The following is a 23,020-nucleotide window of genomic DNA, read 5'->3' as shown; positions in this document are numbered from 1 at the left end:
AGCCTCAACGGTACTTAACGGTCCTTTGAGGCTTTTCTTTGTCTGTGTGTGTGCCATTTAAAAACCCTCACTAATAGCACAACCAAACTTCCCAACATTTTAGGAGTTCTTTCCGCTATGCAATCCACTCAAGCAGTTCAACGTAACGCCCAAACTTCCAAGCGCCGCACCGACGACGAAATGGAAGCTGTGCGGACCCGTCGCGGCAAGTTGAACAAAGTGCAGCGCCAAGCTAAGCGTGACATCTGGCAGGAGGCTGAATAAATGAGCAAGGTCCAGCCCGTAATCATTGAGACCAGTCCGCACCGTCCGGTTAACTTCAACTTGAAAGCTGTCACTAAGGTTCTCGAAGAATCCTATTCGATTGCTGACGTGAAAGAAGATGGGGTCCGTTTGAATCTGTGTGTAATTCCCGATGTTACGGGCCTATGGTTCACCGAATGGCTATCCCGTGAGGGTAAGCAGTTTCCCGCATTTAGGGCGCCTAACTATGCGCAGCCTCTGGACGCCGATGACCGTTGGCCTGACTTCTTTAAGGCCGACGAAGCGCTGTTTCCTGAAGGCTTCATGTTGGACGCTGAGCTACGCATAGACGACTTGCCCTGTAAGGACATCGCCGGGACTTTGCGCCGTCACCAAGCTATCGACCTGAGCCGCTTGAAGGTGATCGTGTTCGGGATCGTTCCGATGCCTGCTGTTCGTTCTGGTGAACCCTATGACGTGACCCACAGTGTCATGAAGTACCACGTTGAGTACCAAGTGAAGTTGCTTCAAGAGCGCTTCCCTGAGATTGCGTGGTCGGTCGTTGAGTCCCTGGACTGCTTCAGCATGGAAGAGGTCGATACGTTCTATGAGGCCGTCCGTGAGCGGAAGTTAGAAGGCGTTGTACTTAAAGACCCTAACGGTATCTGGAAGCGCTCTAAGCAGTCCGGTATGTGGAAGATGGTTCCTGATGACAACGAAGACGGCAAGGTTGTTGGTCTCGTTTGGGGCACTCCTGGGCGGGCTAATGAGGGCAAGGTCATTGGCTTCGAGGTTCTCCTTGAGTCCGGCCATGTAGTGAATGCCTGCAAAATCAGTAAGGCACTTATGGAAGAGTTCACCAACGCCGTTGTAAAGGCCAACCAAGACCTCGAAGAAGGAATAGACGGCATCAATTGGAAGGAGGCCATCAAGTATGACGGTTGCCGGGATAACCTCGCTAACCCATACCTCAGCCACACAGTCCGCGTCACGTTCATGGAGCGCTACCCGGACGGGTCTTTGCGCCATCCATCTTTTGATTCTTTCCGTGGCATCTCTGAGCCAACTATTAAGGAGTAATCAATGAAGTCAGCTCTTATTGTTTTCGGCGCGGTCGCTGTGATCGGCCTTGCAGTTTGGTACGAAGTAACCCTTTGGCAGGAGTGCCGTGCGGATCACTCGTGGTTCTATTGTCTTCGCGTTCTCTCTCATTAATGAGTAATCCAATGGACGAACACGAGAGGATGTGCCGTGAACATCTTGTGTCTTTGCAGCGTGAGTACATGGAGCGGGCTAAGCCCTGGGTAGACCAGTTAGTTCAAATAGAAAGCATGAGACCTGTCCGTTACCTGCTCACCCCTGAGCAAGCTGCTGCATTGGGCATTTACCCGAAATTCTAACAATTCTCTAAACCAAATTTAATGGAGGACTTCTATGTCTCGCTCCACGCCTGCGTTCGCCTATCGTTTGGCTCAGTCAGCAAATGATCGTGCATATAACGCTGCACTTTTTACTTCTCAGCGCTCCCAACGCCATACATCGACACCGAAGCCTAAAGAGGCTCTGTGGGTTCGCATAAAGAATCGTCTGTTGGACATCTGGCAGAAAGTAAAGGAGTACGTGAATGACTGACCTCCTGTGTCTTAACAGTATTCGAGGGAAGTCCGGTAAGGATACTTTGATTAGTCTGTTGGAATCTGAGGGCCGCAAAGTTTTTCGTGTGGCTTTTGCTGATGTCCTTAAACGAATGTGCGCCGAAGAACTGGCCGGTCGCCGTAAAGGGCTGGCGGTCATGTTTGAACGTGACATGCACAGTTCTGCTAAGGACAAGCCGTGCCCAAGTATGGCCATCGAGGAGCTGGAGCGTTCCGCTTATACGGATTTCCTGAAGTCCCGTATGGAGAGTCGTGAAGACTTTCAAAAGCCTCGCTCTTTACGCTGGCACTTACAGACCTTCGGGACTCAATACCACCGTGAGTTCCTCGGTAAGCCTAACGTCTGGTTTGACTTGGGCATGATCGAAGTTCGCAAGGCACTCGAAGTCGGTACTTACGACCATGTTGTGGTTACTGACATGCGAATGATCAACGAATACGAAGGGCTGCTTTATGCGCCTTCCGTTAAGACAATCCGAATAGTCCGCGATTGGTTCATTCCAGGCGTAGACGATCAGCCTTATCACATCTCCGACATTGCACTAATGGCCCATCCCTTCGACGCCCTTGTGGTGAATCGACTGGGTGAGCCGTGGGCGATGTTGGATCAACTCAAAGAACAAGGAGTAATCAAATAGTGGAACTTGCACATAAGACCTTTAAGGCCACAGTGGAAATTGACGATCACACCGACGAAGTAACGATCTACGCGGTAAGCATGGACGCCGCATGGGAAAGCGCTGAGGCCCGTTTCAGTAACGCCGCCCGTGTGACCCGTATACGCCCTTTGATGGCGCCGAACGTGGACCGCTTTGGGGTGACGCTGTGAATCGCGCCCAAGGCAATGGTCGGGCAAAGCCTGACGGCTTCCTGCACCTGAACAACTTCAGCCATGTCCGACAGTCTGGGCTGGCCGGTGTTCTCTATGAGCGCCTAATGACCGTAAAGCAACAGGAGCTGGTCGAACTGACGTTGTTGGAGCTTGCAGCTACTCAAGCAGCCACAACGGAAAGCTACGCGCACTTCAAACACGAAGTGTGGCGGTTCAAAAAGTCGTTCCTAAAGGACCACTTTGTTCATGTCGTTTACTCAGTGTTCCGCTCTGTGCGCAAGTCGCCAGCTCAGGAAATCTCTATGGCTATCAGCCGTGAAGAACTCCAAAGCGAATCCCGCAAGGTTATCCAACCAAGCTTTCGCTGATTCAAACCCACCTACTTAAAGCACAGCTAAACAACTTGAGACCCTTAAAGGTCCCGAGCGAATCCCTGTGCTTGTAATTCAGACACCTCAATAAGGAGACCCATAACTATGGCAGGTCCACGTAAAGTAGTTTTCACCACCCCCAAAGGCCTCGCAGAACCGTACTGCTCCCTTCAGAAACCGGACTACGGTAATCCTGAAAAGGGCTTCGGTAATCCACGGGGTCTCTGGAAGGTTGACCACACAGTTCCTTCCCGTGACGCTCAGTCCCTCATCGACACGATCGTTCAGGCGCATGAAGCCAACTACAAGAAGCTCCTGGCTGAACACGAAAAGAACCCACCAGTAGTTCCACGCGGTAAGAAGCCTCTGGTGCCGTATGAGGGTGATATGCCGTTCATGGATAACGGTGACGGCACTGTGACCTTCAAGATCAAGGGTTACGCCTCGTACATCGACAAGAACACCCAGGAGAACAAAGCGATTCCTCTGAAGGTGGTCGATTCCAAAGGCAAACGTATTGACAACGTTCCGGCCATCGCTGGTGGCTCTGAGTTGAAGGTTAAGTTCACTCTGTTTCCGTATGGCTGGACTGCTGTGGCGGGTGCTTCCGTAAAGCTGCAAATCGACAGTGTGATGCTGCTGAACCTGAAAGAGTTCGATGGTGGTAACGACTGGGCTGATGATGTGGAAGAGGGCGGTTACTCCGCTGATGACTCCAGTGAATGGGAACAAGGTGAGGACGTAGACACCCGTAATCACACCACGGAAGAAATCCCTGATGCTGATGACGGCGGCGACTTCTAAGAGTGGCCGCATTCGGTCGCTATACCGGACCCCGAAGAACTCAAAGTTCCTTTCGGTCGGGCCTGGAAGAGAAGAACAGCGAACTGATGGACAAGCACGGTATCCCTTACACCTTTGAACAGCATTGGATTCACTACACGATCCCTGCACGAATCGCTAAGTATCTCCCGGACTTCATCCTGGGGAACGGAATCATCATTGAGTGCAAAGGTATCTGGGAAGTTGAAGACCGCAAGAAGCACTTGCTGTTGCGTGAACAATATCCCCAGCTTGATATCAGATTGGTCTTCTCATCGAGCAAGGCGAAGCTCTATAAGGGCTCACCTACGACCTACGGGGCGTGGTGTGAGAAACACAATATTCAATTCGCAGACAAGTTAGTTCCACTGGCTTGGATGAAGGAGAAGAAGAAACAGATTCCTGATGGGATTCTGAAAGAGAAAGGAGCGTAATTAATGGCTCGTGTTCAATTCAATAAGCGGTCAGTAACACGGCTGCTGGTTATTCACTGTGCAGCTACAAGACCCTCTATGGATATTGGTCTGCGTGAAATCCGGCAATGGCATGTCCAACAAGGCTGGCTCGATGTTGGCTATCACTACATCATCCGTCGAGATGGCACAGTAGAAGTAGGCCGTCCTCATGATGCTGTAGGGTCCCACGTTAAGGGACACAACTCTGAATCCGTAGGCGTCTGCCTTGTGGGTGGTGTTGACGACAACTTGAAGCCTCAAGACAACTTCACGGACGCTCAATGGAAAGCCCTGGACCTGCTGGTCTGGGAAACCATTGTTCCTCTGTATCCCGGTGTGACTCTTAAAGGCCATCGTGACCTTGATCCAGGCAAAGCGTGCCCATCTTTCGATGTCGCCGCCTGGGCATATAAGAGAACCCCAGCGTAAACCAATCACCTCTGTAAGGCGGGCCTACGGGTTCGCTTTAACAGCAATTTCACCTCTTAACTTAGGAGGATTCTCTATGTCTGTTAATCGGGCAACTATGCAAGGTGCATTCGACCTATGTGAACTGTTCCAGATGGGAGGCGTCCCCAGCATTATTGCAGGCGGTGCAGCTCGCGACATTTACTTTGGGGTAACTCCTAAAGATATCGACGTGATCATCTGCGGAATCTCAATGGAGACAGCTTCCGAGATTCTTGCCTGGGCCGGTATCGCTTCGACCCCTTTTCACATCTACAACGGCGCTGCAAGTGACCGCCTCGTGGGTGGCTTTAAGTTGGTCGGAACGGATATCGACGTGTGTCTGTACGACTGCACTGACGTAAGCGAAGCAATTGACGCTTTCGACTTCAACCTGAACCAATTCGTTATCTCGGGGATTCATCACGGGATCGACGGGGCACATGTGCGATTCGTGGGGGACATCCATTGGTCAACCTTGGCCGCTGTCCGCAAAGACTTCACACCAGCTCGCCACGACAAGATGCAAGACAAGTGGCGGGACCTTAGCTGGCGACGAGCCACCGGGGAAACCGTGGAGGTTCCTGTAGGCGGTCCTGATGGATCGTTCTGAGGATTTACCGGAAAGCGAACTGCTCTACAAAGGCCCCTGCACGAACTCCGATGAATGTGCATCCAGCGATGGCATGGCGACTTACTCAGACGGCCACACCTTTTGCTTTGTGTGCAATCACCACACCCATGGGGATGGCTCAGAGGGACACAGCACCCGACCGAACACCAAGCGCGCAGATGGCACCATGTCGATGGTTGACCACCAAGGCCGCTATCAGGATTTGCCCAAGCGTGGCCTTCAACAAGCCATCTGCAAGCAGTACGGATACTGGGTAGGCAAGACGCATGGTGGAAAGGGCATTCAGGTTGCTGACTACCGCGACGAACATGGGAACTTGGTCGGCCAGAAAATACGAGACGCTGATAAGAACTTTTCGTCTACCGGCAAGCATGGTGCGGACTGCCTCTTCGGCAAGCATCTGTGGTCGGGTGGCAAGAAGATCATCATCACGGAAGGTGAAATTGACTGCCTGACAGTGGCCCAGTTGCAAGGCGGGAAGTATCCCGTTGTGTCGCTGCCTACAGGTGCTCCGAGTGCTCGTAAAGCCTGTGCGAAGAACTACGAATACCTCGACACCTTCGATGAAATCATCCTCATGTTTGACATGGATGACGTGGGCCGAGCTGCTGCTATGGACGCCGCTGAGGTTCTACCCGCTGGCAAGGTGAAGATCGCTGTACTCCCCCTGAAAGACCCCAACGATTGCGTGATGAACGGCCAATCGAAGGCCGTGATGGATGCAATGTGGAACGCCGCTCCCTTCATTCCTGACGGTGTGGTCTCTGCGAAGTCCCTGAAGTCCCGCATCAAGAACAAGCAAGACATCCCTCGGATTCCCTTGGCGGGTCCTGTTGAGCTGCGCCGTATGACCAAGGATGCACGGGCCGGTGAGCTGCTTATGGTGACTTCCGGGTCAGGTATGGGTAAGTCCACCTTCGTGCGTCAGAACGTCTACAACTGGTTCCAACAGCACGGCCTGGAAGTTGGCGTAGCGATGCTTGAAGAGTCCGTAGAGGAAACCGTAGAGGACCTTGTGGGCTTGCACTTGCGCCGTCGCTATCGACAGAACCCTGACGGTACGACTGAGGAAGAGTTTGACGCTGCCTTTGACGCCATCTTTGAGACGGACAAGCTGTTTCTCTATGACTCCTTTGCGGAATCCGTAGAAGACCGTTTGATGTCGAAGCTTCACTTCATGGTGAAGGGGCAGGGCTGCAAGGTGATCGTGCTTGACCACATCTCTATCGTGGTTTCAGGCATGGATGACAACGGTGATGAGCGTAAGACCATCGACCGCCTCATGACCAAGCTGAAGACCTTCGCCAAGACCAACGACATCCTCATGGTCGTTATCTGCCACCTCAAGAACCCCGACAAGGGCCAAGCCCACGAAGAAGGCCGAAAGGTTTCCATCACGGACCTTCGGGGGTCGGGCTCTCTACGCCAACTGAGCGACACCATCATTGCCATGGAGCGTAACCAGCAAGGGGACAACCCGAACGTGGTCACGATCAGGGTCTTGAAGTGCCGCTTTACGGGCGACACAGGGATCGCTGGATACCTGATCTACAACAAGAAAACCGGGTGGCTCGATGAGACCCCGGATGGCTGGACGCCTACAGGTACTGACGCCGATTTTAAGGACGATGTACCGAGCAAGGACCCCGATTTTTAACCTGACTCAAGGAGAACCAAATGACCCTTATCAAACTGTACAAGTTCGCACTGAAGCAACTGGTTGCTGCAATGACCAAAGCCGCCAAGGCAAAGAAAGCTCAAGCCGACTTCCTCGTGAAGGCCAGCGTGAAAGCGGCTGAAGAGGCTCTTGAAGCTGCGCAAGAAAGCAAGAAGCTGACTGAAGAAGCCCGCAAGGTTTCCGCGCTGATCTAAGCGTGACTCAAGGGTCTCCGTTCTGAGGACCCTTCGTTCAACCTTAATTCAACTCAACAACCCATCACCAATTAATCATTTGGAGGTATCCCCGTGGACAACAAACAAGTGCGCGCTCATCTGCGTAAAGGCGAACTCGCTGTGCAACTGCTGGAAGGTATGGGCTTTCGTTATACCGATGCGAAGGCCTACGCGGTGCCTAAGTGGTCCGCGCCGGATACCTTCGTGAACATGGAAGAAGCCCGCAAGGAGATGCAAGCGGTCCTCGACAAGTTCAAACCTAAAGAGGTCGTTAAGCTACCGCCTCTTCACAATACGCGCACTTGTCCGGTCGATGTAGGGGCAGACTTCACAATCATTCAGATTCCGCCAGGACACTATCTGCGGAACATCTGTTACCGGCCCAGCCTTGGGGATTCCTTCAAAGTTACCCGCACTGAATACATTGACCGTTATAGCAGTGTGTCTGCGAGGCTTAACGGTTTTATAGGCTGGGCCATCCACTTCGAGTTCAAGGAGACTCAGAGTTCGCAATCCCTGTGGCTTCCTCTGAGTCATATCAAGGTGAAGCGCGATGCTCACTTCTGATATTGAAACGGACGGACTCCTTGAGAACGTCAGCAAGTTTCACTGTGGGGTCAGCAAGGATTATTTCACCGGGGAGGTCTTCGAGTTCGGCCCTAACCAACTCAAGGAATACATCGCACAGCTCGAAGCTGAAGCGGCCAAGCCGGATGGCCTCGTAGTCTTCCATAACGGGATCAAGTACGACATCCCGGTTCTCGACAAGCTGAAGCGTCAGTACTTCGGCAAGCGCCTCAACATCCCCCGTAAGAAGGTCATGGACACCCTTGTCCTCTCCCGACTGATCCACTCGAACCTTCGAGACACAGACGGCGGGCTTCTGCGCACAGGGAAACTCCCAGGTAAACGCTTTGGGTCCCACGCACTGGAAGCTTGGGGCTATCGACTGGGTGAGATGAAGGGCGAGTACACGACTGACTTTAAGGCTCAATGCCTTGCGGACGGTACGACCTACGTGAAGGGCGCTGAATGGCTCAACTGGTCACAGGCCATGCAGGACTACTGCGTCCAAGACGTTGTGGTAACGACCAAGCTTGTTACCAAGCTGATGTCCGACCCGTACTACTTCCCGTCTGGGCTTGCCCCTAATGGTGAGCATTGGATGCAGTCCATCCGTGCGGTTCACCTTGAGCACGACACAGCGTGGTCGCTGGCCCAGATGGAGCGTAATGGCTTCCCGTTCGACGCTGACGCTGCTGAAAGGCTCTACGCGGACCTTGCAGGCCAACGCTCTGACCTCTTGGTGAAGCTCATCAAGACCTTTGGTTCTTGGTATCAACCCAAGGGCGGCACTGAACTGTTCGTTAACCCCAAGACCGGGAAGCCCATTGAGAAGTGGTCTGACGGCCGCCCCATGCCACGGGTCAAGTATCCGAAGGTTGGCGGTGTGTGGCTCAAGGGCGGCAAAAAGCGGGACTCTCGGGAAACCTTTGAGGGTGCCCCGTATACGCCTGTCGAGTTCATAACGTTCAACCCTGCGTCTGGTCAGCACCTCATTAGGGTCCTGAAGATTGCCGGGTGGGAACCCACTGAGTTCACAGAGAAGGGCGCCCCAAAGGTCGACGACGAGACCCTTGAAGGGGTCCATGTGGAAGACCCTGACGCTCAAGCCTGCATCGCCCTGGTGCGTGACTACCTGATGATCCAAAAGAGAATCGGGATGCTGGCTGAGGGGGATAACGCATGGATGCGACTGGTCCAGGCGGACGGCTCAATGCATGGTTCGATCAACCCTAATGGGGCTGTCACCGGACGTGCAACCCACAGCTATCCGAACATGGGCCAAGTGCCCAGCGCCAAGAGTCCTTATGGTCCTGAGTGTCGTGCTTTGTTTGGTGCTGTCTTCGCTCGGAAGCGCGTTAAGGGCTGGGAGAACTGCGTGCAGGTTGGCGTGGATGCTTCCGGTCTTGAGCTGCGTTGCCTGGGCCACTTCGGCGCCAAGTTTGACGAAGGTGCGTATGCCGATCAGGTCCTTAACGGTGATGTGCATTGGGCTAACGGTGTGGCTGCTGGCATCTGTCAGGCGGCTGTCCGGGACAAGTCGAATCACGACCACGACCGATGGCGCGATATGGCGAAGACGTTCATCTATGCGTTTCTGTATGGAGCGGGCGACGCCAAGATTGGGTCCATCGTGGGTGGTGGTGCGAAGCGTGGCAAGGAGCTGAAGAAAGCCTTCTTGGAAGGTACGCCGGTAATCAAGGCCCTTCGGGAAGCCCTCGAAGAATCCCTCATCTCATCCCAGAAGTGGAACCAAGCGCTCAAGAAGTTCGACATCAAATGGAAACGCCGTTGGATCAAGGGCCTGGATGGCCGAAAGATTCACGTTCGCTCACCTCACAGCGCCCTCAACACGCTCCTTCAGTCAGCCGGTGCGCTCATCTGCAAGGCGTGGGTAGTGGAAACCGAAAGACTCCTTATGGAAGACCACGGGTTCATCCACGGATGGGACGGCGACTTCTGCTTCATGGCATGGGTCCACGACGAATTACAGATTGCTGCACGTACCCAAGAGATTGGGGAGGTCTGTGTGGCCGCTGCACAAAAAGCCATTCGCAATGTAGGCGAGTCCTTTGGTTTCCGCTGTGTCCTCGATACAGAAGGAAAGATCGGGCCGACTTGGCGCGAATGTCACTAATCATTATTTAAGGAGGCCCTATGGCTATCACTTTGAATCTGAAACACACCTTTACGACTCGCGTGGTTTACAGCACCGAGTTGATCACCGAGTCGCGCGCTCTGATAGCTTCCCAATATGGAGAAGCCCAAAAGAAACTTGAACAACAAGGTATTACCAACCGTGCCCGCCTGAACGCGGTAAATGTAATCCGCCTTGCCGAAGTGGCCCTGAGTAAGTCCGACGAAGACATGATCCTGTTTACCACCGCCGAGTCTTTCAAAAAAGGTCTCCAATCGGAACTTTCCAGTTCCCTTGCTGAACTTCAAGTGGTCCGCATGAGCCCGGTGCAGACCCAAGTGGTGTCCTGATGGGTGAGTACATTCGGATGCTCTACGCCATCAAAAAGGAAGCCCGCACGTTTCAATCTGACTTCTACCGAAAGAACGCGCATGGAGTCTCTGAGGCTGCTTCACGAGGCCACATATCGTGCGTGTCGGTCGATGGGCGAAACATGGGCGTCTGGTCGCTAACCACAGCGGGCCAGTTGTTCTTACAGAAACATGGAGGTGCAAAATGAACGTATGGCGTTTTAACTGTGAGTGGGACATTGGTTGTAATGATGGCCTATGGGCAACTGAACAACTCTTGCTGCGTGACGTAGCGGAGTGTCTGGAATCCTGTGGTATTGAGGAACCAATTGATGAGCTTGTTAGTGCAGGGCTTTTGCACGTCGAGTCTGAGTCGGTGATTCATGAGTAGCGCGGCCCGTATCGGCGTGGCCCTGGACATGGACTTCCTGATTTTCTCAGCGATGTCCGCAAGTGAATCCGAGATGGATTGGGGGAATGACATTTGGACTCTTGAGTGTGACCACGCGAAAGCACGGGGCATCCTCGGCGGGACCATTAAGACGATCCTAAAGGACATCGAAACGGACATCCGTAAGAAGAATAAGAAGCCCTTCGAGCTGGTGCCGCTGTGCATCATCTCAGGCGACAACAACTTCCGTAAGGAGGTCTTGCCAACCTACAAAGCGAACCGTAAAGGCAAGCGCAAACCGATAGGCTACCCAGACTTCGTTGAGGCCTGTATGCAGCATTACGGCTCTAACGCATTCCGCTGGGATGGCGTTGAGGGTGATGATGTCTGTGGGATCTTGATGACCCGCCCAGAACTCGCTGACTGTGTCGCTGTGGTCTCTGCAAGCTGCGACAAGGACTTCAATACTGTCCCTGGCATGTTCATGTGGCTGACCCCCGGCAAAATGGTACGCAACACCGTAGAGACCGCTGACCGCTATCACATGTACCAGACCCTAATAGGCGATGTTACGGATGGCTACTCAGGGATTCCCGGTGTTGGTCCAGTGGTTGCCGAGGCGTTCCTTGATGATCCTCAGTATTTCTATGAGGCCACGAAGGTCATGAAGTCCGGTCCTAACAAGGGCCAAGAGGTTTCCTATTGGGCGTCGTGCAGTCCTGATGAGGCCTGTGAGCGCGCCTTGTACCCTGCGAGCTTCCTGAACCCTACCCTGTGGCAATGCATGGTCTCACTGGCTGCCTCTAAGGGCATGACCGGAGCTGAACTATTGCAGCAAGCCCAAGTTGCTCGAATCCTACGTTGGTCTGATTGGGACCACGAGAACAAGAAGCCGATCTTGTGGAAACCATAGTGGGCATCTGCTCCGTGATTACCTTGGGGCTTCTTGTTGGCGTTCTGATAGGCGACCTACTGCTACCGAAGTAAAACCCCTCACTAATACCATAGGAGACTTAAAGTTAACTGTCTTCTTTAAGGCATCTTTTCGTCTCCCCAATAAGGAGGTGTGATTCTTGTGTTAAACGATATTCAAGCGGTAATTAGTGATCCTGAAAACATCCCTGATATCCCCAACGCTTCCGCTCAATACCTCAATGTCCGCTGCAATGCTTCTTATCTGATTCGCACGGGTGCCCTGGACGATCTTCGTAAAGCTGGCTACTCGGAGCAATACATTCTTGGTTTCATTGACGGCCTTAATTCCGTTACTGAGTTAATCGAGCTGATGCAGGAGCAGCGGAATACTCCAACCGAAGAAGAAGACTGATAGGAGGTTCTCTATGTGCTTTTCCTCTAAAGCCAAACAACCAAAGGTCGACCCGTCAACTATTGCTGCACCAGCTCCCGTAATGGAAGAGCCACCAAAAGGTGTCGAGTTTGGTGATGGTAGTGATGGCGATAAGTCCGAAACAACTGACGGTATCAAAGACCTGAAAGTCAAGAAAGAAGGCCAAGGCGAAGGTACTCCATCGGCTGCGGTTTCAACTGATACCGGCCTTGCCAAAAAGAAAACTTCAAACGCCTCAGTTAAGAGAGCCCTTAAACGATAGATAAACAAGGAGGAACTTATGGGTTTTTTCAAGAAAGTATTCAAGAAAGCAACAGGTGGTCTCATCGGGGGTAGTGACAAACCTAAAGCCGCCCCGGTAGCTGCTGCTGTTGAGCCACCGGCTCCTGCTGCTGCACAAGTGGAGGCCCCTAAAGAGGACAAGCAGGCCGACGAAGACGGCGATAGCGAATCAGCAAAACGAGCCGCCAAGGCCAAGGGTAAACGATCCCTTTCCGTATCTCGCAGCCAGGGGACCGGCCTTAACATCTAATAGGAGGTCTCTATGGCCTCTACGGCTCGTACAGGGCTTGGTGAGGAATCGGCCAAGGCAGTCTATGACCGCTTGAAGAATGACCGTGTTCCTTACGAGACCCGCGCTGAAAACTGCGCAAAAGTAACAATCCCTTCGCTGTTCCCCAAGACCTCTGATAACGCCTCTACCGACTACACGACTCCGTGGCAAGCCGTGGGGGCTCGTGGTCTTAACAACCTGTCCGCCAAGGTAATGCTCGCTCTGTTCCCACTGCAAAGCTGGATGAAGCTGAAGGTGTCCGAGTGGCAAGCCAAGCAATTGGTCACTGACCCCGAGCAACTGGCAATCGTGGATCAGGGTTTGGGCATGGTTGAGCGAATCATGATGTCCTTCATGGAAGCCAACAGCTACCGCGTGACGCTCTTCGAGCTGATCCGACAGTTGGCCCTTGCAGGTAATGGGTGTCTTCACTTGCCCCAACCGGATGCAAGCGCAACGGGCTACAACCCGATGAAGCTGTACCCCCTCAGTTCATACGTGGTTCAGCGAGATTCCTTTGGGAACGTCTTGCAGATCGTCACGTTGGACAAGGTGGCATACGCCGCGCTTCCTGAAGATGTCCGTAACTCCCTCTCGGATTCGGGTGACAAAAAGCCTGACGAAGAAGTGGAGGTCTACACCCACGTTTACCTTGACGATGAGTCTGGGGACTTCTTGAGCTATCAGGAAGTGGACGGTGAGGAAATAGACGGCACTGACGGGCAATACCCGCCTGATGCTGTTCCATGGATCGCTGTGAGATGGACGAAGCGGGACGGTGAGAACTATGGCCGGTCCCACTGTGAGGAATACCTGGGCGACTTAACGTCCCTGGAGAACCTTCATGAATCCATGATCAAGTTTTCAATGATCGCCTCGAAGATCGTTGGCTTGGTGGACCCCAACGGGATGACCCAAGTACGGCGCTTGACCAAGGCACAGACAGGCGACTTCGTAGCAGGCCGAAAGAAGGACATCGAGTTCTTGCAGCTCGAAAAGACTGCTGACTTCACGGTAGCTAAGTCTGTGGCTGATGCCATTGAGTCTCGTCTTGCCTACGTCTTCATGCTGAACTCTGCCGTGCAGCGGTCGGGTGAGCGGGTGACTGCTGAAGAGATTCGGTATGTGGCAAGCGAACTTGAGGACACTCTTGGCGGGGTCTATTCGATCCTCTCTCAGGAGCTACAACTTCCCCTGGTGCGCATCCTGTTGAACCAGCTTCAGGCTACCTCTCAGATTCCAGACATGCCCAAGGAAGCCGTAGAGCCTACTGTAAGCACCGGCTTGGAAGCCCTGGGCCGTGGTCAGGACCTCGACAAGCTGACTCAGTTCTTCAATGGGCTCCAGGCAATTGCCCCACTGATGCAAGACCCTGACCTCAACATGAGCAACCTCAAGATTCGACTTGCCAACGCTATTGGTCTGGATACCGCTGGGCTTCTGCTCACGGATGCCGACAAGGCCAAGAAACAGGCAGAAGCAATGGTCGCTCAAGGTGGTCAAGCGGCTGCTCAAGGACTTGGTGCAGGCGTGGCCGCTCAGGCAACTGCAAGCCCCGAGAACATGCAGTCAGCCATGGAAACAGCTGGCGTTCAAGCAGGGCCGATCGCGGCCTGACAGAAACAACCCTATGCAGACACACAGAACCTTGGCGACTCGCTGAGAGGACTCTGCGTGTCTGCTCCTAATTCGATCTTAAAGGAGACTCTATGCGCCTCAACATGCTGGCTATGGCTATCGGCCACGTTTACCAATCCGCTGACGTCTATGCATCGTTCGGTGTGAACAGCGCTGTGATGTCGTCCAGTGACCCCGCTGAACACGCACAGAACATGCTGGCCCTGGATGTGGCAACCCGTGACGGTGATACCTCGATTGACCTTGTGGAGCCCTCTGAGGAACTGGAAGAGACCACTGAGGAAGAGGAATCAAGCGACGGTGACGAACCAGAAGCCTCAGAAGGTGATGAGGAAGAAGAGGGTGACTTTAAACCCTTGGGCGATCCTGACACTGAACTGACTGAGGCCTCTCAGCAGCTCGAAGACTACTCCACCGGGTTCGATGAGATGCGCGCCCAGGCCATCAAGGCCGGTCTCCCAACGGACGTAGCGGCCCGTATCGAAGACGAATATGAGGCTGATGGCAAGCTGTCTGACGACTCGTATGCCCAACTGGCTAAGGCTGGTTACTCGGCAGGCTTCGTTAACTCTTTCATGCAGGGTCAGGAAGCTGTCGCTGAGGCCTATGTTACGAAGATCGTGGCCTATGCGGGTGGCAAGGAACAGTTTGACCGCGTTGTGGCACACCTTAAAGCCAACTCTCCGAAGTCTATGGATTCGCTGTATGACGCTATTGAGCGGCGAGACCTGAACACCGTGCAGACAGTAATCAACCTGGGCATGGCGAGTCAGGCCAAGAAGTTTGGCAAGCAGCCAGAGCGGACTTTAAACCGCCGTAGTGCTGCGCCTGCTGGCCGAACTACTGCACCTCAAGTAGAGGGCTATACGTCTCAAAATGAGATGGTCAAGGCTATGAACGACCCACGCTATGGTCGTGACGCTAAGTACACCGACGAAGTTCGTAACAAGGTCTACAAGGCATCGTGGTAAGGCCCTAATTTAAAACCCCTCACTCTTACAGGAAAGATGCTTTCGGACATCCGTCTGAGGTCTTCCTGTGTCCCGGAGATAACTGCATAAGGAGAACTATTACATGGCAATTGCAAAAGGTGGTCAACAGATTGGTAAGAACCAAGGCAAGGGCAATACTGATGCTGACAAACTTGCTAACTTTCTGAAGGTTTTCGGTGGCGAAGTTCTGACTGCTTTCATGCGTCGTGCTGTGACCATGGATAAACATATGGTCCGTACCATTCAAAACGGCAAGTCTGCATCGTTCCCCGTAATGGGCCGCACTGCTGGTTACTACCTTGCAGCCGGTGAGAACCTGGATGACAAGCGTGGTGATATCAAGCACTCCGAGAAAGTAATCACCATTGACGGCCTGCTGGCTTCTGATGTTCTGATTTACGACATCGAAAACGCAATGAACCACTACGATGTCGGCGCTGAATACTCGGCCCAACTTGGCGAAGCCCTGGCTATTGCTGCTGACGGTGCTGTGCTGGCTGAAATGGCGAAGCTGTGCAACTTGCCAGCCGCTGCTAACGAGAACATTGCGGGCCTGGGCTCTGCGACAGTTCTGCCAATTGGCGCCAAGGCAGCTCTCGAAGCTGACGCTGAGGCATTGGGTAAAGCCATCTTGAAGGCCCTGACTGTTGCCCGTGCAAAGCTGACTCGCAACTATGTGCCTGCTCAAGATCGTAAGGTCTACACCAAGCCTGAGTACTACAGCGCCATCTTGGCCGCTCTGTTGCCGAACGCTGCTAACTTCTCGGCGCTGACTGATCCTGAAACCGGCAACATCAAGAACGTAATGGGCTTCGAGATTATCGAAGTACCCCACCTGACTGAAGGTGGCGCAGGCGATGACCGCGATGGCACCAACCGTAAACACGCATTCCCTGCGACCGCTGGTGGTGACGTTCAAGTGGCCCTGGATAACATCGTTGGCCTGTTCAACCACCGTTCGGCTGTGGGCACCGTGAAGCTGAAAGACATGGCTTTGGAACGTGCTCGTCGCCCTGAATTCCAAGCGGACCAGATCATTGGTCGCTACGCAATGGGTCACGGTGGTCTGCGTCCTGAAGCTGCGGGTGCGTTGGTTTTCACAGCGGCCTGACCTCAGTAACTGGCGTAACACTTAGCCAAGCGACCATGAGTCTCCAAATCGGAAACACTAAGTCGCTGACGGCTACTGTTGCGCCTGCTGAGGCCTCTAATACTTCCGTTACATGGGCGTCCAGCAACCCCGCTGTGGCAACTGTGAGTTCTGCGGGAGTTGTTAAGGCCGTTACACAAGGAACTGCAAGTGTCTCTTGCACAACTGTAGATGGTTCTTTCACCAAGAACTGTGCAGTTACTGTCCCTGCTCCATAAATCACCTAAAGCCCCTCATCCCGTTTTCCTAAAGGGTTCGAGGGGCTTTTTGTTTACAGTACTCAACATAAGGAGGGCCGTATGGCTAACGTTGATTCCTATATTGAGGCAGACGGGGAGCTATCAGCTGTAAATGACATGCTCGCATCAATTGGCGAGTCGCCTGTTAGTTCTCTTGAAGGAGACCCTAATGCTGATGTCGCTAACTGCCGCCGACTGCTCAATCAAGTTAACAGAGAGGTCCAGTCCAAAGGGTGGGCCTTTAACATCGAAGAGGATGCTTCTCTGGTCCCTGATAGCTTTTCGGGACTTATCAACTATCTGGGCGACTACCTGAAGATAACCACAGGCAACTATTCGAATCGTGGCGGCTTTCTATATGACCGCACACAGAAGACTGATGTGTTTACGGACCCTATTACCGTCTCCCTTGTTCGCCTTCGTGAGTACGACGAGATGCCTGAGTGCTTCCGCTCTTACATCGTTGCCAAGGCGTCCCGTCGATTCAATATTCGGTTCTTTGGTGCTGGTGAAATTGAAGGTTCCTTACAGGAACAAGAGGCCACTGCCTGGGCGGAATGCCAGGAATACGAACTCGATTACGGTAACTACAACATGCTTGATGGTGACGCATGGACTGGTGGCCGAATCTCCCGTTAATACAACAAGGAGGGTCCCATGGGTCTTGTTAGTCAATCAGTTAAGAATCTTAAAGGAGGCATCTCGCAACAACCGGACATCTTGAGGTTTAGCAACCAAGGAGAAGTTCAAATAAACGGATGGTCCTCTGAGACCGAAGGGTTACAGAAGCGCCCCCCTACAACCTTTGTGAAGCGCTTGGGTGCCGTTGGGATGTTCGGAGCGAAGCCGCTTATCCATCTCGTTAACCGGGATTCCATGGAGCAGTACTTCATGGTCTTCACAGGCCAAGGTGTGGAAGTGGTTGACCTCAAGGGGAATCGCTACACCGTTCGTGATTACAACGGATACGCCAACTGTGCGCACCCCCGGAATGATCTACGGCTTATCACTGTGGCTGACTACACGTTCGTGACGAACCGCAACAAGGTGAGCGCGATGAAGTCAACCTTGACGCACCCTGACTACGGTTCGATGACCCGGCGATGTGTGATCAACGTAAGGGGTGGTCAGTACGGACGGACTCTCAAGATACTCATCAACGACATCCAATTGGCGATCCTGAAGATGCCTGTGGGGGATTCCGTTGTGACCACACCACCCCAAGTGGAACAGACGGACGCCGGTTATATCGCTACTCAGATGGCCAAGCAGATCAACACTAACGGAGTCCCGCACGGCATCACTGCACAAGCAGGTCAAGGCTGGATCGTGGTGACAGCGGCAGGCAACAACATCAAGACGGTGAAGACTGAAGACGGCTACGCCAATCAGTTGCTCAATTCGTTCATCTACCAGATACAAACGTTCTCCAAGCTGCCCGCTCAGTGCATCGACGGATACCTTGTGGAAATCACAGGGGAAGCCTCACGCACCGGGGATAACTATTGGGTCCGCTATGACGCACCGGGGCAGGTCTGGAAGGAGACGGTACGCCCTGGGATCATTACAGGATTCGAACCGACCTCTATGCCCCACGCGTTGGTCAGGGCTGCTGATGGGCAGTTCGATTGGAAGCCACTGACGTGGCCTGACAGAACCTGTGGGGACGACTTAACGAACCCCATGCCCTCGTTTGTAGATGCGACCATTAACGACATTTTCTTCTTCAGGAACCGCTTAGGTTTCCTCTCGGGTGAAAACGTTGTGATGTCCAGGACCTCGAAGTATTTCAACTTCTTCCCGGCCTCTGTCAGCTCGCTTAGTGACGACGACCCTATTGACGTAGCTATCAGCCACAACCGGGTGAGCATCCTAAAGTACGCCGTACCGTTCTCCGAACAGTTGCTGTTGTGGTCCGATCAGGCCCAGTTCGTTCTGTCCTCTCAGGGGATCATGTCGACCAAGACGGCCCAGTTGGACCTAACCACAGAGTTCGATGTGAGCGATGGGGCACGGCCTTTTGGGATTGGGCGGGGTGTTTACTTCGCGGCACCGAGAGCAGCCTATACGAGCCTCAAGCGGTACTACGCGGTGCAGGATGTGAGCGACGTTAAGTCAGCAGAAGACATCTCTTCGCACGTTCCAAGCTATCTGCAAAACGTGGTCTATCACATCCACGGGTCAGGCACTGAGAACTTCGTTTCCGTCCTTTCGGATTCCGAAGAAAACAAGGTCTACATCTACAAGTTCCTCTACCTCAAGGAAGAGCTGGTACAGCAGTCGTGGTCACATTGGGAATTCGGTATTACCAACCGGGTCCTGGCGGCTGACTGTATTGGTTCGTATATGTACCTGCTGAATGAGCGCGCAGGTGTCGGTATGTGCCTGGAACGCATCGAGTTCACAGCAGACACCGTGGACTACATGCAGGAGCCTTATCGGGCCTACATGGACATGAAGAAGCTGATGACACCTACGCGGTACGACGAGGACCGGAATGAGACCTACGTGAGCCTGAGCGCCATCTATGGCGGTGTGCCTGATGCGTTATCAGTGTTCTACACGATGGACCCTCAAGGGGTCTTGGAGCGCCACATATCGACCAACTGGAACACTGACGACCGCATAAAGTTTGTTGGGAATCGCTTAGGCACGACCTTCATCATCGGCCATGAATACGGCTTCCAATACGAGTTCTCGAAGTTCCTCATCAAGCAGACAGCAGATGACGGATCGACCAACACCGAGGACATCGGGCGTCTTCAGCTTCGACGGGCGTGGGTGAACTACGACACTTCAGGTGCCTTTGAAATCAACGTGAATAACGGCTCTACAGAGTTTGTTTACATGATGGCCGGTGGGCGCCTGGGCACTGAAGCGGTCCTTGGTGGGCTCACGTTGGGCACTGGGCAATTCAAGTTCCCAGTCACAGGCAACGCCAAGGCTCAAAGCGTCACCCTTTCGTCCTATGCACCGGTCCCCCTGAACATCATTGGGTGTGGCTGGGAGGGCAACTATATGCGCCGCTCAAGTGGCGTTTAAGGAGAGAAATTAGGAGGCTCATAAATGTACAAAGTGAAAGCAACAGCGGCTGACCTTCTGGCTGCTGCCAACGATCTATCTCCCGGTGATCTTGCCGAGTTCCAAGCGTTGCACGGTAGTCAGCGATGTCCTGTCGCGGTCCTTACAGAAGCCCTTGATGATACGACGCATGCAATCAAGTGTGGCGCTCTCGTGCTGGCTGTAGGCGGGCATGGCAACGGCATAATTTGGTTCGTTACAACCAACGTTATTGGCATGCTGAGCCGGGCCGAGCGCTTCAGGTTCTATCGGATTCTAAAGGACCACTATCGCTCCCTTAAGGGTACTCAGAACTTTCAGTATTCAAACTGTGTGTCCACTGCAAACCACGCACACATCCGTCTCTTGGAGTCCCTGGGTGCGACGTTCGCTAAAGAGAACTCAATGAGCCCAGCCGGGTTTCAATTCAAACAATTCTGGCTATAGGAGGATCGCTGTATGTGTGACCCAACAGGCGGTATCGCTACCGTTGCCATTATTGGTGCGATGAGTGCCGCGATGAGTGCATCTGAAGGAGCCAAGGCTAAGGGCCAGATGACTGACAACGAGCGTAAGCAGCAGAACGAAATCGTCAAGCAGGCGAACTTCGCAGATAACGACGCGAAGCTGGCAACCACAGACAAGCATGATGAAGCCCAGCGTCAGCTCACTGAGGTGAACCTACAGGCTCTACGAAACCAAGGGACCATTAACGCCGCTATTGGTGAGTCGGGTCTTGCTGGCAACTCTATGGACCGCATCAAGAACTCTGTAGCCAACGATGCATCGGCCCAGAAGATGAACATCACTGACAACTACGAGCGTGACTATCAAGCCATCTTCGCGAATCGCGTGGGTTCCTCTGAGAACGCTAAGGCTGCTGTGCGCGGTGCAGGTGGCAAAAACTACAAGGTGAACAACATCGCGAACGCCCTGAATATCGTTTCGTCTGGCGGCAGTGCTTACATGTCTGCTGGTGGCAAGTTCGGTAAGGGCCCATCAACGACACCAGCGGGAGGTAAGACATCGTAATGGCAAAGAATGAAATTGCTCAATCACTGGGTCAATCCGCCCAAAGCACAGCAGGCCGTCAAGGTTTTCGTGCCGGGTCTGGTACTGGTTATCAGGCTGTACGAATCCGGCCTGAGACTACGGATACTTCCCTTGGGGATGCCATGCGGAACTTCGTAAAGGCAGGCGGTAGCGCCTTCGCTTCTTACGAGCAGAACCAGAAGTCTCAGGCAGATGAACGCTCAAACGAGATTATCCGCAAGCTCACCCCCGAGCAGCGCCGTCAGGCAATCGGGGAGGGGACTTTGCTTTATGCAGATGACCCGGACGCCATGCAGCAACTGCGCCTCAAGTCTGGACGCAACGCCGCCTATGAGGTGGACAATGAGGTTCAGACGGAAATCCAAAAGGGGTCGTTTCGATCCCGGCAGGAGCTGGATGAATGGCGGCAGACTCGCATGGAGCAGAAGGCCAAGAACTACGCTGAGATGGCGGGCATTGACTCCAATGACAGCATGTATCAGCAAGGTTTCAATGCGGACATCACCAAGCGTAACGCTGCTGTCTACGACCTGCACTCACAATACCTCTCGAAGAACCTTGAGACCCAAGCGGTCCTTGAGACTCAGGCAGACCTACAGCCGATGCTGGATGACCCAAAGATCTTGGGGAACCCTGCAAGCGCTGACCACTTCGCAGGCTACTTCAACAACAACTTGAAGACTGGAGTGTTCCCCAGTGACAGCCACGCAGTCCAGGCGCTTCAACGAGTGGCCTCAGCGGCTGTAGAGAAGGACGGCGGAACAACGCTGCTGGACAGTCTGGGGGACAAGACGCTCAACGTATACGGGGGCCAACGGAAGGTATCGGACTTGCTGGGCCCCGAGATGATGGACAACCTCAAAATGAAGGCTGCCACGTCGACGTACTCCCGGAACTCCAAACGAAACGAAGAGTTCGAGCTGGGACTGGCGAACGCTGTGCATCAAGTAGACCCCGCTGCTGGCTGGCAGGCGCTCAACAAGCTTGAACAGGGCAACGACTGGCTTCAAACCGGGGAGCAGATGACGCCACAGCGCCAGAAGCTGATCAATGCGAAAGCCCAGATGATTGCCAAGGTGTCCCAAGAGTCCCAGGCGGGTCTTGTGAAGTTGCAGCAAGCGGCCCAGGCGGATAACCGGCAGGCCGTTATTGAGGACGCGTACTCGCGCCGCATGAGCCAAGAGAACGTGGCGGTCTCTCCCAAGTTCCTACCAGTGAATGACAGCACGGGGGAGTTCAAAGAGAGCGACATGGCTACCTATGCGGCCAGCAAGCTCAATCAGATCAACTCGCTGTCGATCCCTGAAGAGAGTAAGTCAGCAATGAAAGCGTCTTTACTCCGCGCTGACTACGACAAGGGGCCGTTTCAAGAGAACTTCAAGACCCTCTTAACGGACGCCTCTCGGGAATGGCAGGGTGCTTTGCTCAACCCTGAGCCTACCGAAGACATGCCACGGCTGAAGGAGCTGCAAGCGGCCTACCAGCAAGACCCCTCGACCATCGCCCAGCTCTTCCCCGATCAGGCAGGGCTCCTTGAGAAGCTTCGGTATTCGGCGGAATCGGGGATTGGCCCACAGATTCTGATTGACGCCGAGAAGTCCAAAAAGGGGCTCAGTAAGGACGAATCGAAATTTAGGGATGAGCAGTGGTCTTCCGTCAAGAACGACAGCGGATACAAGGAACTGAAGTTCATCCCTGGACAATTCGAGAGCCAAGCCCGTCAGGTATTCGATGCGGTGACATTGCGGTCTGGTGATTCCAACGAAGCAGCAAGTGCCGTCTCGGAGTACCTGAAGAAAACCGCTGTGTCATTCACCGACGACAAGGGCACCTTCAGCTCTAACAGCTTCCACGGGATGGTCAGTAAACGGGACCTCATGACGGACGTAAACGATGTCACTTCATGGGAGACCGGCAAGTCGATCATCGACGAGACCATGCAGAACCTGCGTAAAGACGCCGACTGGGGTGCGGGTGGCCTAACCGTCACTGCAACCCAAGGCAACATCATCATCCAGTCCCTTACGGGGCGACGACTCCGACTCAGTAAGGATGCCCTCGGGAACCTTGCACGGGATCGTGCTGCACAGCAGAAACAAGCGGCCTTCGACAAGAACGTGAAGTCTGCGCAGAAAGATCAAGAGCTACACGACCGGTACATCCTCGGAGGTGCCCGCAAACAATGACCTGAAT

Annotated in this window: 27 protein-coding genes; all 27 read left to right on the top strand. The window is 53.6% G+C overall.

The genetic code is table 11. The annotated features are described in order from the left end of the window. Positions 1–117: 117 nt before the first annotated feature. The 27 genes from ACP7CJ_RS12165 (at position 118) to ACP7CJ_RS12035 (ending at position 23,013) form a co-directional block, all read left to right on the top strand. Positions 118–264, top strand: a complete 147-nt coding sequence (locus ACP7CJ_RS12165) for a hypothetical protein (RefSeq protein ID WP_426101436.1) — start codon at positions 118–120, stop codon at positions 262–264. After that, positions 265–1,323, top strand: coding sequence for a hypothetical protein (locus tag ACP7CJ_RS12160; protein WP_426101438.1), 1,059 nt, complete (start codon positions 265–267; stop codon positions 1,321–1,323). 544 nt (positions 1,324–1,867) lie between these two features. Next, a complete protein-coding gene (locus ACP7CJ_RS12155) occupies positions 1,868–2,536 on the top strand; it encodes a hypothetical protein (RefSeq protein ID WP_426101440.1) in 669 nt (222 codons plus the stop codon). Next, the gene (locus ACP7CJ_RS12150; protein WP_426101442.1) at positions 2,536–2,727 is read left to right on the top strand and encodes a host cell RNA polymerase inhibitor; all 192 of its coding nucleotides are present in this window, start codon (positions 2,536–2,538) and stop codon (positions 2,725–2,727) included. The genes ACP7CJ_RS12155 and ACP7CJ_RS12150 overlap by 1 nt, the downstream gene beginning before the upstream one ends. Then, positions 2,724–3,098 (top strand): hypothetical protein, encoded by a 375-nt coding sequence (locus tag ACP7CJ_RS12145; protein WP_426101444.1) that lies wholly within the window; start codon positions 2,724–2,726, stop codon positions 3,096–3,098. The genes ACP7CJ_RS12150 and ACP7CJ_RS12145 overlap by 4 nt, the downstream gene beginning before the upstream one ends. Before the next feature lie 108 nt (positions 3,099–3,206). Continuing rightward, entirely contained in the window at positions 3,207–3,905 is a 699-nt protein-coding gene (locus tag ACP7CJ_RS12140) for a DUF2815 family protein (protein WP_426101446.1), read from the top strand. Positions 3,906–3,907: 2 nt separating this feature from the next. Further along, positions 3,908–4,357, top strand: coding sequence for an endodeoxyribonuclease (locus tag ACP7CJ_RS12135; RefSeq protein WP_426101448.1), 450 nt, complete (start codon positions 3,908–3,910; stop codon positions 4,355–4,357). Between the two features lie 3 nt (positions 4,358–4,360). After that, positions 4,361–4,807, top strand: coding sequence for a peptidoglycan recognition protein family protein (locus tag ACP7CJ_RS12130; protein WP_426101450.1), 447 nt, complete (start codon positions 4,361–4,363; stop codon positions 4,805–4,807). Between the two features lie 76 nt (positions 4,808–4,883). Next, entirely contained in the window at positions 4,884–5,438 is a 555-nt protein-coding gene (locus ACP7CJ_RS12125; protein ID WP_426101452.1) for a hypothetical protein, read from the top strand. After that, positions 5,425–7,116, top strand: coding sequence for a DnaB-like helicase C-terminal domain-containing protein (locus ACP7CJ_RS12120; RefSeq protein ID WP_426101454.1), 1,692 nt, complete (start codon positions 5,425–5,427; stop codon positions 7,114–7,116). The genes ACP7CJ_RS12125 and ACP7CJ_RS12120 overlap by 14 nt, the downstream gene beginning before the upstream one ends. Before the next feature lie 20 nt (positions 7,117–7,136). Next, the gene (locus tag ACP7CJ_RS12115; protein WP_426101456.1) at positions 7,137–7,331 is read left to right on the top strand and encodes a hypothetical protein; all 195 of its coding nucleotides are present in this window, start codon (positions 7,137–7,139) and stop codon (positions 7,329–7,331) included. 93 nt (positions 7,332–7,424) lie between these two features. Continuing rightward, positions 7,425–7,919, top strand: a complete 495-nt coding sequence (locus tag ACP7CJ_RS12110) for a hypothetical protein (protein WP_426101458.1) — start codon at positions 7,425–7,427, stop codon at positions 7,917–7,919. Further along, the gene (locus ACP7CJ_RS12105; protein WP_426101460.1) at positions 7,906–10,053 is read left to right on the top strand and encodes a DNA polymerase; all 2,148 of its coding nucleotides are present in this window, start codon (positions 7,906–7,908) and stop codon (positions 10,051–10,053) included. The genes ACP7CJ_RS12110 and ACP7CJ_RS12105 overlap by 14 nt, the downstream gene beginning before the upstream one ends. Before the next feature lie 20 nt (positions 10,054–10,073). Then, positions 10,074–10,403: a hypothetical protein gene (locus ACP7CJ_RS12100; RefSeq protein WP_426101462.1), complete on the top strand. Its 330-nt coding sequence runs from the start codon at positions 10,074–10,076 to the stop codon at positions 10,401–10,403. Positions 10,404–10,786: 383 nt separating this feature from the next. Then, the gene (locus ACP7CJ_RS12095) at positions 10,787–11,707 is read left to right on the top strand and encodes a hypothetical protein (protein WP_426101464.1); all 921 of its coding nucleotides are present in this window, start codon (positions 10,787–10,789) and stop codon (positions 11,705–11,707) included. Positions 11,708–11,869: 162 nt separating this feature from the next. After that, complete coding sequence (locus tag ACP7CJ_RS12090) at positions 11,870–12,121, top strand: phage protein (protein WP_426101466.1); 252 nt, start codon at positions 11,870–11,872, stop codon at positions 12,119–12,121. A gap of 13 nt (positions 12,122–12,134) precedes the next feature. Next, positions 12,135–12,404: a DUF5476 domain-containing protein gene (locus ACP7CJ_RS12085; protein ID WP_426101468.1), complete on the top strand. Its 270-nt coding sequence runs from the start codon at positions 12,135–12,137 to the stop codon at positions 12,402–12,404. An 18-nt stretch (positions 12,405–12,422) separates the two neighbouring features. Continuing rightward, positions 12,423–12,674 (top strand): hypothetical protein, encoded by a 252-nt coding sequence (locus ACP7CJ_RS12080; protein WP_426101470.1) that lies wholly within the window; start codon positions 12,423–12,425, stop codon positions 12,672–12,674. 12 nt (positions 12,675–12,686) lie between these two features. Continuing rightward, positions 12,687–14,312: a portal protein gene (locus tag ACP7CJ_RS12075; protein ID WP_426101472.1), complete on the top strand. Its 1,626-nt coding sequence runs from the start codon at positions 12,687–12,689 to the stop codon at positions 14,310–14,312. A 92-nt stretch (positions 14,313–14,404) separates the two neighbouring features. Beyond that, on the top strand, positions 14,405–15,304 hold the full coding sequence (locus ACP7CJ_RS12070; protein ID WP_426101474.1) for a capsid assembly protein: 900 nt from the start codon (positions 14,405–14,407) through the stop codon (positions 15,302–15,304). Between the two features lie 103 nt (positions 15,305–15,407). After that, entirely contained in the window at positions 15,408–16,436 is a 1,029-nt protein-coding gene (locus tag ACP7CJ_RS12065; RefSeq protein ID WP_426101476.1) for a hypothetical protein, read from the top strand. After that, positions 16,433–16,693 (top strand): Ig-like domain-containing protein, encoded by a 261-nt coding sequence (locus tag ACP7CJ_RS12060; protein ID WP_426101559.1) that lies wholly within the window; start codon positions 16,433–16,435, stop codon positions 16,691–16,693. Before ACP7CJ_RS12065 ends, ACP7CJ_RS12060 begins: the two co-directional genes overlap by 4 nt. Before the next feature lie 81 nt (positions 16,694–16,774). Further along, positions 16,775–17,353, top strand: coding sequence for a hypothetical protein (locus ACP7CJ_RS12055; protein ID WP_426101478.1), 579 nt, complete (start codon positions 16,775–16,777; stop codon positions 17,351–17,353). Positions 17,354–17,371: 18 nt separating this feature from the next. Further along, a complete protein-coding gene (locus ACP7CJ_RS12050) occupies positions 17,372–19,756 on the top strand; it encodes a hypothetical protein (protein WP_426101480.1) in 2,385 nt (794 codons plus the stop codon). A 24-nt stretch (positions 19,757–19,780) separates the two neighbouring features. After that, a complete protein-coding gene (locus ACP7CJ_RS12045) occupies positions 19,781–20,221 on the top strand; it encodes a phage protein Gp13 family protein (RefSeq protein ID WP_426101482.1) in 441 nt (146 codons plus the stop codon). Between the two features lie 12 nt (positions 20,222–20,233). Further along, complete coding sequence (locus tag ACP7CJ_RS12040; protein ID WP_426101484.1) at positions 20,234–20,806, top strand: virion core protein, T7 gp14 family; 573 nt, start codon at positions 20,234–20,236, stop codon at positions 20,804–20,806. Further along, positions 20,806–23,013, top strand: a complete 2,208-nt coding sequence (locus ACP7CJ_RS12035; RefSeq protein ID WP_426101486.1) for a hypothetical protein — start codon at positions 20,806–20,808, stop codon at positions 23,011–23,013. The genes ACP7CJ_RS12040 and ACP7CJ_RS12035 overlap by 1 nt, the downstream gene beginning before the upstream one ends. Positions 23,014–23,020: the final 7 nt, after the last annotated feature.

Source organism: Pseudomonas sp. PSPC3-2, assembly GCF_049897085.1.
GTDB lineage: Bacteria > Pseudomonadota > Gammaproteobacteria > Pseudomonadales > Pseudomonadaceae > Aquipseudomonas > Aquipseudomonas paraveronii.
The sequence above is the reverse complement of the archived record's forward strand: the minus strand, read 5'-3'. Positions and strand labels throughout refer to the sequence as shown.

What these genes read in the sequence shown, in the direction of transcription:
- ACP7CJ_RS12165 (WP_426101436.1), top strand. Translation starts at nt 118, where the DNA reads ATGCAATCCACTCAAGCAGTTCAACGTAACGCCCAAACTTCCAAGCGC.
- ACP7CJ_RS12160 (WP_426101438.1), top strand. Translation starts at nt 265, where the DNA reads ATGAGCAAGGTCCAGCCCGTAATCATTGAGACCAGTCCGCACCGTCCG.
- ACP7CJ_RS12155 (WP_426101440.1), top strand. Translation starts at nt 1,868, where the DNA reads ATGACTGACCTCCTGTGTCTTAACAGTATTCGAGGGAAGTCCGGTAAG.
- ACP7CJ_RS12140 (WP_426101446.1), top strand. Translation starts at nt 3,207, where the DNA reads ATGGCAGGTCCACGTAAAGTAGTTTTCACCACCCCCAAAGGCCTCGCA.
- ACP7CJ_RS12130 (WP_426101450.1), top strand. Translation starts at nt 4,361, where the DNA reads ATGGCTCGTGTTCAATTCAATAAGCGGTCAGTAACACGGCTGCTGGTT.
- ACP7CJ_RS12125 (WP_426101452.1), top strand. Translation starts at nt 4,884, where the DNA reads ATGTCTGTTAATCGGGCAACTATGCAAGGTGCATTCGACCTATGTGAA.
- ACP7CJ_RS12120 (WP_426101454.1), top strand. Translation starts at nt 5,425, where the DNA reads ATGGATCGTTCTGAGGATTTACCGGAAAGCGAACTGCTCTACAAAGGC.
- ACP7CJ_RS12115 (WP_426101456.1), top strand. Translation starts at nt 7,137, where the DNA reads ATGACCCTTATCAAACTGTACAAGTTCGCACTGAAGCAACTGGTTGCT.
- ACP7CJ_RS12105 (WP_426101460.1), top strand. Translation starts at nt 7,906, where the DNA reads ATGCTCACTTCTGATATTGAAACGGACGGACTCCTTGAGAACGTCAGC.
- ACP7CJ_RS12100 (WP_426101462.1), top strand. Translation starts at nt 10,074, where the DNA reads ATGGCTATCACTTTGAATCTGAAACACACCTTTACGACTCGCGTGGTT.
- ACP7CJ_RS12095 (WP_426101464.1), top strand. Translation starts at nt 10,787, where the DNA reads ATGAGTAGCGCGGCCCGTATCGGCGTGGCCCTGGACATGGACTTCCTG.
- ACP7CJ_RS12085 (WP_426101468.1), top strand. Translation starts at nt 12,135, where the DNA reads ATGTGCTTTTCCTCTAAAGCCAAACAACCAAAGGTCGACCCGTCAACT.
- ACP7CJ_RS12080 (WP_426101470.1), top strand. Translation starts at nt 12,423, where the DNA reads ATGGGTTTTTTCAAGAAAGTATTCAAGAAAGCAACAGGTGGTCTCATC.
- ACP7CJ_RS12075 (WP_426101472.1), top strand. Translation starts at nt 12,687, where the DNA reads ATGGCCTCTACGGCTCGTACAGGGCTTGGTGAGGAATCGGCCAAGGCA.
- ACP7CJ_RS12070 (WP_426101474.1), top strand. Translation starts at nt 14,405, where the DNA reads ATGCGCCTCAACATGCTGGCTATGGCTATCGGCCACGTTTACCAATCC.
- ACP7CJ_RS12065 (WP_426101476.1), top strand. Translation starts at nt 15,408, where the DNA reads ATGGCAATTGCAAAAGGTGGTCAACAGATTGGTAAGAACCAAGGCAAG.
- ACP7CJ_RS12055 (WP_426101478.1), top strand. Translation starts at nt 16,775, where the DNA reads ATGGCTAACGTTGATTCCTATATTGAGGCAGACGGGGAGCTATCAGCT.
- ACP7CJ_RS12050 (WP_426101480.1), top strand. Translation starts at nt 17,372, where the DNA reads ATGGGTCTTGTTAGTCAATCAGTTAAGAATCTTAAAGGAGGCATCTCG.
- ACP7CJ_RS12045 (WP_426101482.1), top strand. Translation starts at nt 19,781, where the DNA reads ATGTACAAAGTGAAAGCAACAGCGGCTGACCTTCTGGCTGCTGCCAAC.
- ACP7CJ_RS12040 (WP_426101484.1), top strand. Translation starts at nt 20,234, where the DNA reads ATGTGTGACCCAACAGGCGGTATCGCTACCGTTGCCATTATTGGTGCG.
- ACP7CJ_RS12035 (WP_426101486.1), top strand. Translation starts at nt 20,806, where the DNA reads ATGGCAAAGAATGAAATTGCTCAATCACTGGGTCAATCCGCCCAAAGC.